The 10,529-nt window shown below is 72.2% G+C and carries 9 protein-coding genes and 1 rRNA gene; 1 reads left to right on the forward strand and 9 read right to left on the reverse strand.

Annotation, left to right across the window (positions count from 1 at the left end):
* Nucleotides 1-39 precede the first annotated feature (39 nt).
* Nucleotides 40-1,215 (reverse strand): DUF1266 domain-containing protein, encoded by a 1,176-nt coding sequence (locus ABZX11_RS41295; protein ID WP_176171284.1) that lies wholly within the window; start codon nt 1,213-1,215, stop codon nt 40-42.
* Complete coding sequence (locus ABZX11_RS41300) at nt 1,212-2,204, reverse strand: zinc-binding alcohol dehydrogenase family protein (RefSeq protein ID WP_354923858.1); 993 nt, start codon at nt 2,202-2,204, stop codon at nt 1,212-1,214. The genes ABZX11_RS41295 and ABZX11_RS41300 overlap by 4 nt, the downstream gene beginning before the upstream one ends.
* Before the next feature lie 454 nt (nt 2,205-2,658).
* Between ABZX11_RS41300 and ABZX11_RS41305 the strand changes: the two genes are divergently transcribed.
* Entirely contained in the window at nt 2,659-3,273 is a 615-nt protein-coding gene (locus tag ABZX11_RS41305; protein ID WP_176171286.1) for a VOC family protein, read from the forward strand.
* Between the two features lie 36 nt (nt 3,274-3,309).
* On the opposite strand, the gene recN is transcribed toward ABZX11_RS41305, so the two are convergent.
* From recN to rrf, 7 genes are all read right to left on the reverse strand, one after another.
* A complete protein-coding gene (gene recN, locus ABZX11_RS41310) occupies nt 3,310-5,091 on the reverse strand; it encodes a DNA repair protein RecN (RefSeq protein WP_176171287.1) in 1,782 nt (593 codons plus the stop codon).
* Nucleotides 5,092-5,181: 90 nt separating this feature from the next.
* A complete protein-coding gene (locus tag ABZX11_RS41315; protein WP_176171288.1) occupies nt 5,182-6,108 on the reverse strand; it encodes an NAD kinase in 927 nt (308 codons plus the stop codon).
* On the reverse strand, nt 6,105-6,932 hold the full coding sequence (locus ABZX11_RS41320) for a TlyA family RNA methyltransferase (protein WP_217709592.1): 828 nt from the start codon (nt 6,930-6,932) through the stop codon (nt 6,105-6,107). The genes ABZX11_RS41315 and ABZX11_RS41320 overlap by 4 nt, the downstream gene beginning before the upstream one ends.
* Nucleotides 6,933-6,937: 5 nt before the next feature.
* On the reverse strand, nt 6,938-7,135 hold the full coding sequence (locus ABZX11_RS41325) for a hypothetical protein (RefSeq protein WP_176177793.1): 198 nt from the start codon (nt 7,133-7,135) through the stop codon (nt 6,938-6,940).
* 17 nt (nt 7,136-7,152) lie between these two features.
* Nucleotides 7,153-8,118: an HAD-IIA family hydrolase gene (locus ABZX11_RS41330; RefSeq protein ID WP_354923861.1), complete on the reverse strand. Its 966-nt coding sequence runs from the start codon at nt 8,116-8,118 to the stop codon at nt 7,153-7,155.
* A complete protein-coding gene (locus ABZX11_RS41335; RefSeq protein WP_354923863.1) occupies nt 8,111-10,204 on the reverse strand; it encodes a hypothetical protein in 2,094 nt (697 codons plus the stop codon). The genes ABZX11_RS41330 and ABZX11_RS41335 overlap by 8 nt, the downstream gene beginning before the upstream one ends.
* 97 nt (nt 10,205-10,301) lie before the next feature.
* Nucleotides 10,302-10,418 (reverse strand): 5S ribosomal RNA (rrf, locus tag ABZX11_RS41340).
* Between the last annotated feature and the right edge of the window lie 111 nt (nt 10,419-10,529).

The following is a 10,529-nucleotide window of genomic DNA, read 5'->3' on the forward strand; positions in this document are numbered from 1 at the left end:
AGCCGAGGTGACTCGTTGTGGTGACCTCCCCCGCACGGGTCAGGCCTCGGACTCCTCCGACAGGGAGCCGAAATCGAGGTTCAGCCAGGGGCTCGCCGGGTCTTGAAGGAGCTGGTGGTGGACCCGCACGGCCGCCGGGTACCACTCGCCGAACTCGTCCTCGCCGGCGTGCAGCACCCGGCCCATGACGTACCCCGCCGACAGGTCGGCCCATGACTGGTGGTAGCGACGGGCCAGGGATCCGGCTTCGAGCACCATCAGCTCGGCGCTCAGCGCGTCGCAGTACCCGGCCGCCAGCCCGCCGCGGGCGATGGCGATCGCGCGGCCGACGTCCCACGAAAGCGCCGTCGTCACGCAGCCGTCCGCGTCGACCAGTCCGTCGGCGCGCAGCCGCCGCTCGTACCGGGACACCCGGCGGACGGTCTCCCGCAGCTCGCCCGCCTGGTCTTCGGCGTCGTTCTCCGTGCACCACCGGTCGACCAGCTGCGCCCAGGTCAGCGGGTCGAACTCGGCGCCCGGCAGCCCGTACTCGGCGGCGAAGCGCAGCCGCAGCATGAGGACGAGGTTGCCGGGCGTCAGCGCGTAGCCGTCGCCGATCAGGCCGGTCATGGTCGTGCGCCAGCCGGGCGGGTCGGGCACGCCCCACCAGTCCCGCAGGGTGCGCACCTCGGCGACGTAGTCGTGGTAGCGGCCGTCGAGGATGTTCCACGGCGCCGCGTTGAGCACGGCCAGGTGCGCCCCGCAGGCCAGCGCGTGCGCGATCGGGCCTTCGAGGTGCCCGTACGGGGCGGTGATCAGCCGCTCGACCTGCTCGTCCAGCGGGGTGACCTCGTCGGCGTGCGCGTCGAGCCACGGCTGCAGCGTCGCCCCCGCCAGCCGCCACTCGCCGCGGGTGCCGCGGTTGAACACCACCCGCTCGTGCCGCCCGACGCCGTCGACCGCCCAGTCGAGCGCGCCGCTCATGGCCACCACGTCCGGGCCGAGGTCGGGCAGCGCGCCACGGGTGAAGACCTGCAGGAACTCGTCGCCGCCGGTCTCGTGGTAGACGTTCGGGAAGGTCTCCGCCCGCTCGTCGAGGATGCTCCGGGCGTCCACCCGCCGGATCGGCACGAACAGCTCCTCGCCGGCGAGCAGGCCGAGGTAGCGGTCGAGGTCGTCGTCCCGCCGCGCGGCGGCGAGCTGGGCTTCGACATCGGCGGGCGGCGGCAGGATCACGGGGCGGCTCCCTCCGCTCGGCCGGTCAGCACGACGAGCTTGCCCGCCGTCCGGTTGTGCTCCAGGTCGTCGTGCGCCTGCCGGATCTCCGCCATCGAGTACACCTTCGCCGGGCCGAGGCCGGCTTCGCCGGCCGCGATCCGGTCGAGGTACCGCTGGAGTACGGAAGCAGGCAGGTCGTCCGCCTCACCACCATAAGCGGTCAACCGGACCCCAGCGGGAAGGTAGCCGATCGGATAGAAGTTCGAGATCGTCCATTCGTTGGACAACATGCCGGCGAAGCACACGGTCCCGTGCACGCGGGTGGCGTTCAGGGTGTCCGGCAGGGTCGGCGTCCCGACCAGTTCGAGGGCGGCGTCGACGCCGTCGGGGGCGATCTTCCGGACCTGCGTCGCGACGTCGCCGTCGTCGAGGAGCGGGTGGTCGACCCCGTGTTCGCGCAGGGTTTCGAGCCTGCCGGGCTGCCGGGTGGTCGCGAAGACGGTGGCGCCGAGGTCCTTCGCCAGGGTCGCGGTGGCGAAGCCGAGCGCGGACGTGCCGCCGCGGATGAGCAGGGTCTGGCCTCCGCGGAGGTCGAGGCCGGTGGTGAGCGAGCCGTACGCGGTCTGCAGCGTCTCCGGCACCTGGCCGATGACCTCCCACGGCAGCTCGGAGCGGAAGGGGATGACCTGGTTCTCGGGCACGAGCGTGTATTCGGCGTAGCCGCCGTCGAACGTGCGGCCCATGCCGCCCATCATGGTGGCGACCTGCTGCCCTTCGGCGAGCCGTCCGCTCGGATCGGCGTCGACGACCCCGACGGCCTCGATCCCGGGCACGCGCGGGAAGGTGACGCCTTCGGCCAGCCCGAGCCGGGTGTGCAGTTCGGACCGGTTGAGGCCGAACGCCTTGACCGCGATCCGGACCCAGCCGGGTTTCACCTCGGGCAGCGGGAGCTCGGTGAGCTCGAGGTTCTCGACCGGACCGGGTTCTCGCAGTACCACCGCGCGCATCGGGGATCCTTCCTTCGCGGGCGAACACGCTGGACAGGGCAGCTGCGAGCCTCGCACGGTCTGCCGCACGGGACGGACGACGCGCTGGCGCACCGCACGAACGGCCCTCCGCACGGCCGGTCGGGATTCGATCATTTCACCGGCCGGTATTCGATTTCCCGAATGTCATTTACCATTCGTTTAACAAATGCGCCCGGCCGTTGCCCGGCACCTTCGGGAATTCCGGTTGGAAAGTGACAGACCACGCCCCCATCAGGGGAAAGGCGGGGCTGGGCCATTCGCCGCAGCGTGGTGACTGTGGGTTTCCGGTCCGTATCCGAACGCTGTCACAATTCTCAGGAAGATTAATCGTGAGTAGCCCGGATACTGGGTCGCACAGCCGACGGCTGTGCAATGCATCTTCCGTGGGGGCGATCGCATTGTGCCACGTTTCCACGCACCCAGGAGTTTGCCCATGCTGTCCAGCGATGCCGGCGTTGCCGGAACCGGCGCGGTGCCGGCCGTTCCCACCCTGCCCGACATCCCGGCCCCGCGCCTCGCCGCGCTCGAGGGCCTGCCGCGGCCCGCGCTGCGGACCGGCTTCAACCACGCCGCCCTGTCCGTGACCGACCTCGACCGCGCGGTCGCCTGGTACCAGCACGTCTTCGGGCTCAAGCTGCTGCTCGGCCCGTTCGCGATCAGCAGCGACGCGCCCGGCGGCGGCCCCGCGTCGGACATCTACGGCGAGGGGTGGCAGAGCGCCCGGATCGCGCACCTGGTCATGCCGGGCGGCACCGGGATCGAGCTGTTCGAGTTCACCGGCCCGGTCGCCGAACGCCGCGTCGAGAACTTCGACTACTGGCGCACCGGCATCTTCCACATCTGCTTCACGGTCGAAAAGGTCGAAGAGACCGCCAAGCGCATCACGCTGTTCGGTGGCCGCCAGCGCAGCAAGATCCACCAGGTCGGGCCGGAATCGTGGTTCTGCTTCTGCGAGGACCCGTTCGGCAACGTGCTGGAGCTGGTCGACCAGACCTTCGAGCAGCTGTTCACCCCGCCGCCGGGCGTCGAAGACCCCGACGCCTGCTGACGCGGCGCCCGCTGGGGCGCCTCCGGTGCCCCAGCGCTACTTCTTCTTCGCCGCGCGCTTCTTCTTCGGCTCGAACTCCGTCTTGTCCTTCTCGGCCGTCGCCAGCAGCTCCTCGGCGTGCGCCCGGCCGGTCTCGTTGTCCATGCCGGCCAGCATCCGGGCCAGCTCGCTCACCCGCTCGGTCTGGCTCAGGTTCTTCACGCCGCTGCGGGTGACCCCGCCGGTGTGGCCCTTGTCCACCACCAGGTGCTGGTCCGCGAACGCCGCCACCTGCGGCAGGTGCGTCACCACCAGGACCTGGTGCGTCCGCGCCAGCCGGGCCAGCCGGCGGCCGATCTCGACCGCCGCGCGGCCACCCACACCGGCGTCGACCTCGTCGAACACCAGCGTCTGGACCGTGTCCGCGTGGGCCAGGACCACCTCGATGGCCAGCATCACCCGCGACAGCTCGCCGCCCGAGGCCGCCTTGTGCACCGGCAGCGGCGGTGCGCCGTCGTGGGCGCGCAGCAGCAGCTCGACGTCGTCGACGCCGTCCGGGCCCGCGTGCACCGCGCGGCCGTCGATCGTCAGCGCGTGCGTGTCGCCGTGTTCGGCCGGGCGCTGCTCGACCGTCACCTCGATGGCCGCCTGGCCCATCGCCAGGCCGGACAGCTCCCGGGTGATCTCCGCGGCCAGGTCGGCCGCCGCCGTCTCGCGGGCGGCCGACACCTCGGCCGCGTGCGCCGCCAGCTGGATCGCGAGCTGGTCGCGCCGCAGCGCCAGCTCGGCGAGCGCCTCCTCCGAGGTGTCCATGGACTCCAGCCGGCGCCGGGCGTCGTCGGCCCAGGCGAGCACGCCGTCCACGTCCGCCGCATACTTGCGGGTCAGCCGCTTGAGGTCGGCCTGGCGGGCCAGCACCTTCTCCAGCAGCGCCGGGTCGGCGTCCAGCGTCTCGACGTAGGTGCCCAGCTCGGCCCCGACGTCGGAGAGCAGCACCGACGCTTCCTCCAGCCGCGGGGCCAGCTCGCGCAGCACGGCGTCCTCGGCCGTCGAGAGCCGCCGCAGTGCCTCCCCGACCAGGCCCAGCGCGCCCGGCCCGTCCGGGTCGCCGTCCGGGGAGCCGGACACCGCGACGTGCGCCTCGGTGGCCGCGGCGCGCAGCTCGTCGACCGCCGCGAGCCGCTTGATCTGCGCGGTGAGCTCGTCGTCCTCGCCCGGTTCCGGCGCGACGGCGTCGATCTCGGTCAGGCCGTGCTTGAGCAGGTCGGCCTGCTGGGCCATCTCCCGCGAGCGCGTCGACCGCTCGGTCAGCTCGGCGATCACCGCCAGCCACTCGGACCGGATCTCCCGGTAGGCCTGCAGCGGCTTCGCCACCGCGTCACCGGCGAACCGGTCGATCACCGCGCGCTGCTCGGCGGGGCGCAGCAGCCGCAGCTGGTCGTTCTGCCCGTGCACCGCGATCAGCTGTTCCGACAGCTCCGCGAGCACGCCGACCGGCACGGACCGGCCGCCGAGGTGGGCGCGGGACCGCCCGTCGACGGCGACCGCGCGCAGCGCGATCACGCTGCCGTCCTCGTCCACGTCCGCACCCGAGTCGGCGACGATCCGCTCGGCACCTTCGACACCGGAGTAGGTGAACCGCCCTTCGACGAACGCCTTGAGCATCCCCGTCCGGACCTTGGACACCTCGGCGCGGCCACCGGACAGCAGGTGCAGCCCGGTGACGACCATGGTCTTGCCCGCACCCGTCTCACCGGTCACGACGGTGAAGCCCGCGTGCAGTTCCAGCAGGGCGTCCTCGATGACTCCGAGGCCCTGGATGCGCATCTCGGCCAGCACGCCGCCTACGGTAGCGGCCCCCACCGACACTCTGCGCGCGCGGGCACCCGGCGCGTCGCCAATATGTTCGAATAAAGCGCTAAGCGGTGGTTACTCGCAGGGACGCGCGTGGCGCTCGCGCCAGCTCTTCACCGGCAACGAGAACTTCTGGACCAGGCGGTCGGTGAACGGGCCGTCCCACAGCCGGACCAGCCGCACCGGCGTCTTGCCGCAGGTCACCCGGACCCGCGCACCCGGCGGCAGGTCGATCGGCCGGGTCCCGTCGCAGGTCAGCACGGCCGACGAGCCGTCCGGGTCGATCCCGACGGTGATCACCGAGTCGCGGGAGACGACCAGCGGCCGCGCGAACATCGCGTGCGCGTTGCTCGGCACCACCAGCAGTGCCTGGACGTCCGGCCAGATGATCGGCCCGCCCGCCGAGAACGCGTACGCGGTCGAGCCGGTCGGTGTGGCGCACAGCACACCGTCGCAGCCGAAGGCGGACACCGGACGGCCGTCAACCTCGATCAGCGCGTCCAGCACCCGCTCCCGGGTGCTCTTCTCCACGCTGGCCTCGTTGAGCGCCCAGGTGCGGGCGACCTCTTCGCCGTCGTGGGTGACCGTGACGTCGATGGTCATCCGTTCTTCGACCTGGTAGTCGCCGTCGACGACCCGCTGGACGGTGTCGGCGAGCGCGTCGGAGTCCGCTTCGGCGAGGAAGCCGACGCGCCCGAGGTTCACGCCGAGCACCGGCACCCCGGCGGGGCGGGCCAGCTCGGCCGCGCGCAGCAGCGTGCCGTCGCCGCCGAGGACGAAGACCAGCTCGACGCCGTCGGCGGGGTTGTCGTCCTGGTCGACGACGGTGCAGGTCGCGCCGACGCCGTGCTGCTCGGGGTTGATCAGCGCGCAGACGTCGTGCTCGGTCACCCGGATGCGGATGCCGGCCTTGGCGAAGCGCGCCGAAACCTCGCGCGCGGCTTCGCCGGTCGCTTCGCGATCGGGGTGCACCAGGAGGAGCACTTCACGTTCGGTGGTCATGCGGGCCCTTCTTCGACGGCGGTCCGGACGAGCCGCTCGGCCTCAGACCTGTTTACCGCGTCCACAGTGGACTCGGCCAGGTGTGCTTTGCTGAGCCACACGAAGTACTCGACGTTCCCGGACGGCCCGGGCAGCGGGCTGGCGGTCACCCCGCGCAGCGCGAGCCCGAGCTTCGCGGCTTCGTCGATGACGGTGAGCACCGACTCGGCCCGCAGTGCCGGGTCGCGGACGACGCCACCGCTGCCGAGGCGGTCCTTGCCCACCTCGAACTGCGGCTTCACCATCGGCACCAGGTCGGCGCCGTCGCGCGCGCAGGCCGCGAGCGCGGGAAGCACGAGCTTGAGGGAGATGAAGCTCAGGTCCCCGACGATCAGGTCGACTTGGCCGCCGAGGTCCTCGGGGGTGAGGTTGCGGACGTTGGTGCGATCCATGACCACCACACGTTCGTCCGTGCGGATCCGCCAGTCGAGCAGGCCACGCCCCACGTCGGCGGCGATCACGGTGGCCGCGCCGTTGCGCAGGAGCACGTCGGTGAAGCCGCCGGTGGACGCGCCGGCGTCGAGGCAGCGCTTGCCCTCGACGTTCAGCTCCGTGAACGCCTCCAGGGCGCCGAGGAGCTTGTGCGCGCCGCGGGAGGCCCAGCCGGGGTCGTCTTCGTCCTTGACGACGATGGGGGCGTCGGATTCCACGCCGGTGGCGGGCTTCGACGCGACCATCCCGCGGACGGTGACCTTGCCGCCGGTGATCAGGGCCGAGGCCTGCTCGCGCGACCGGGCGAGGCCGCGCCGGACCAGTTCCGCGTCGAGGCGGGCCCGCTTGGGCACGCCGATCAGACCTTGTCGATGCTGGACAGGGCGACCGTCAGCTCGGTGTGCACGGCGTCGAAGCGCTCGACGTGCTCCGCGAGCGGCAGCGCGTCCAGGTCGTCCAGCCCGGCGACGGCTTCGTCGATGCCGGCCCGCGGGTCGGTCTGCGCCGAGAACGAACCGGGCGGCGGGCCCGGGACGGGGTAAGGGTGGTCCTGCACAGTGCAAACGGTATCAGTCAGGACAGTGCTGCTTCGGCGCGCTCGCCGAGTTCGGTGACGCCGGTCTCCCAGGCGGTGTGGCAGAGCGCCCGGAGCAGATCGAGCCGGTCGCCGTCACCCTCCACCGTCAGGGTCTGGTGTTCGACGGTCACGGTCCAGCCCGGCCGCGGCCCGATCTTGAGGTCTTCGGCGCGCTCGGTGAGCGCCGTGAGGTCCTTCGCGAGGTAGGTGCCGCGCTCGGCCGGGACGGCCTCGATCAGCTGCTTCGGTGTCGCGACCCCCGAAAGGACGACGAGGGAGTCCATGCCCGCGGCGACCGCGCCGGCGATGTCGGTGTCGAGCCGGTCGCCGACGACCAGGGGTTTCCGCGCGCCCGCCGACCGCGCGGCGGTGTCGAACAGCAGTGGCTGCGGCTTCCCGGCGACCAGCGGTTCGACGTCGGTGGCGGTCCGCAGCGCGGCGACCATCGAGCCGTTGCCGGGCAGCAGGCCGCGTTCGCTGGGCAGCGTCGCGTCGACGTTGCAGGCCACCCAGAGCGCACCGGCCCGGATGGCCAGGCAGGCCTCGGCGAGCGCGGCCCAGGTGTTGTCCGGTGAGTGCCCCTGCACGACGGCCTGGACGCTCTCGGCGTTCTCCCGCACCGGCTTCAGCCCGGCCTGCCGCACTTCGGCGGCGAGTGATTCGGTCCCCACGACGAGGACCTCGGCATCGGCGTCCAGGCGTTCCTTCAGCAGCTGCACGCCGGCCTGGGCGCTGGTGTGCACCTCGGCGGTCTCGGCGGGCAGGCCGAGCCCGGTGAGGTGCGCGACGACCTCGTCGGGGGCCTTGGAGGCGTTGTTCGTGACGAACCGGACGGGGGTGCCGTGCTCCCGCGCGGCCCGCACCGTCTCCGGGGCACCCGGGATCACCCGGGTGCCGTGGTAGACGGTGCCGTCGAGGTCGAAGAGGACCGCGTCGTAGGCCGCGAGGAGAGCGTCACTCATCGGTCGCTTCGGTGTCCTTCTCTGCTTCGGTGGCTTCGTTGGACAGGTCGGCGGCCCGCTCGGCGGCGTCGGTCTCGTCCTCGGCGTCGGCCTCGGCGGCGTTGAGGAACCACCGGATGGCCTCGTCCTTGCGGCCGGCGGCCTCGAGGTTGTCGGCGTAGGCGTAGAAGAGGCGGGCGCTCCACGGGTCGCGCTTCTCGGCCTTCAGGTCGTCACCCTGCAGCGAGACGACGGCGGCATCGAGCTGCCCGAGGTCCCGCCGCGCCCCGGCCGCGACGATCGCGAGCTCGACCTGGGTGGCCTTGTTCAGCTTCGCGGTGTCGGTTTCCTTCGCCAGGTCGAGGGCGCGTTCGGGCCGCCCGAGGGCCCGCTCGGCGTCGGCGATGATCGCGATGTGCTCGTCGCTGCGCGTCATCCGGCGGACGGCCCGCAGCTCGGAGAGAGCCTCGGACCAGTTGCCGGCGTGGTAGGCGACCAGGCCGAGAGCTTCGCGCACGATCGGCACGCGCGAGGCCTTGGCCTTGGCGTACTTGGCGTGCTCGAGGGCGGCCTCCGGATCGCTGTCGATCAGCCCACCGGCGGCGACGAGGTGCTTCCCGACGGTCTCGGCCAGGCCCTTCGGAAGCGTCCGCAGCTCGCGGCGGACCTCTTCGTCGAGGTCGGAGAACTCGATGTCCTCGGGGAGTTCGGGCGCCTCGAGCAGTTCCCTGGCGAGGGCCTCGTCATCGAGGGCGGCGCCGACCTTGGTCCGCGGGTCCCGGCGGGGACGGTCCTTGCGGTCACCCTGGGGGCGGCTGTCGCGGTCGTAGCGCTTGCCCGAGTCGCGGAAGCCGCCGGAGCGCTCGCCGCGGTTGTCACGGCTGTCACGGCTGTCGGAGCGCGAGTCGTCATCGCGACGCTGGTAGCTGCTGCGCTCGCCGCGCGAATCATCCCGACGGTCATCGTCACGGCGCTGGTAGCTGCCGCGCTCACCACGCGAGTCGTCCCGGCGGTCGTCATCGCGGCGCTGGTAGCTGCTGCGCTCACCACGCGAGTCGTCCCGGCGGTCGTCATCGCGGCGCTGGTAGCTGCCGCGCTCACCACGCGAGTCGTCCCTGCCGCCGCGGCCGCGGTCGTCCGAGCGGAAACCACCCGGCCGAGTGCCGCGGTCGTCGTCGCGCCGCTGGTAGCTGCCGCGCGAGTCGTCGCGGCGGTCGCTGCCGGCCCGGCCCCGGTCGTCCGAGCGGAAACCGCCGGCCCGGTCGTCGCGGCGCTGGTAACCACCCCGGTCGTCGCGGCGGTCGCCGCTGCCGCGGCCGCGGTCGTCGGAGCGGAAGCCACCGGTGCGGGCGCCACGGTCGTCCCGCTGGTAGCCGCCGCGCGAATCGTCGCGCCGGTCGTTCGAGCGGAACCCGCCCGAGCGGGCGCCGCCGCGGTCGTCGTCGCGCCGGTCGTTCGAACGGAAGCCACCCGTCCGGGCGCCACCACGCGAATCGTCGCGGCGGTCGCGGTCGAACCCGCCGCGGCCGCGGTCGTCCGAGCGGAAGCCGCCGGTGCGGTTGCCGCGTTCCTCGTCGCGGCGGTTGCTGTCCCAGCGGGGCTTGCGGTCGCCGTAGGACGATTTGCCCTGCGGCCGGCCGCCCCGGTCGTCGTAGCTGCGGCCCGGGCTGTCGTTGCGGGTGCCGGATCGGCTGTTGCCCCGGTCCTCGTACCGCCCGCCCGGACGGCCTGCCCCACGGTCCTCGAAGCGGCCGCCGCCGGAACGGTTCGGCCCGTCGGAGAAGCGGCCACCACCCGGACGGCCACCGGAGTCGCGGCTGCCGTAACCGCCGCGGCGGTCGTCACCACGGCCCTGACCGGCATGTCCTCCGCGCTGGTCGCGGTCGCGGGGACCGTCGCCGCCGCGGAACGGCTTGCCGCCGCCGCGGACACCGCGGTCGTCACGGCGCGGGCGCCCCTGGTAACCGCCGTCGCGGCCGCCGCGGTCCTGCCGCGCGCCGCCCTGGCTCTTCCGGGGTCCGTCCGACCGGCCCCGGGAGCCTTCGTCCCGGCGTGCCGACCGGCCGGACCCATCATCGCTTGAGTCTCGTCGACCGAACTCGGACACCTGGCCTCCTGCCGTGGAAAAAATCTTGTTCTGGACATACGCGTACGGCCCGCTAGGGCAGCCAACTGGCTATCCTAACGGGCCGTACGGAAGGTAAGTTCGGCGGTGTCCTACTCTCCCACAACCCTTCGGTTGCAGTACCATCGGCGCTGTCAGGCTTAGCTTCCGGGTTCGGAATGGGACCGGGCGTTTCCCTGACGCTAAAACCACCGAAACACTGTGAAACACGCGTGGTGTTTCAGAACCGTAGAGTGGATGCGTAACATCTTTGTAGGCAAGTCCTCGGCCTATTAGTACCAGTCAACTCGACAACACATTACTGTGC

The organism is Amycolatopsis sp. NPDC004169, from assembly GCF_040610315.1.
Taxonomy (GTDB): Bacteria; Actinomycetota; Actinomycetes; order Mycobacteriales; family Pseudonocardiaceae; genus Amycolatopsis.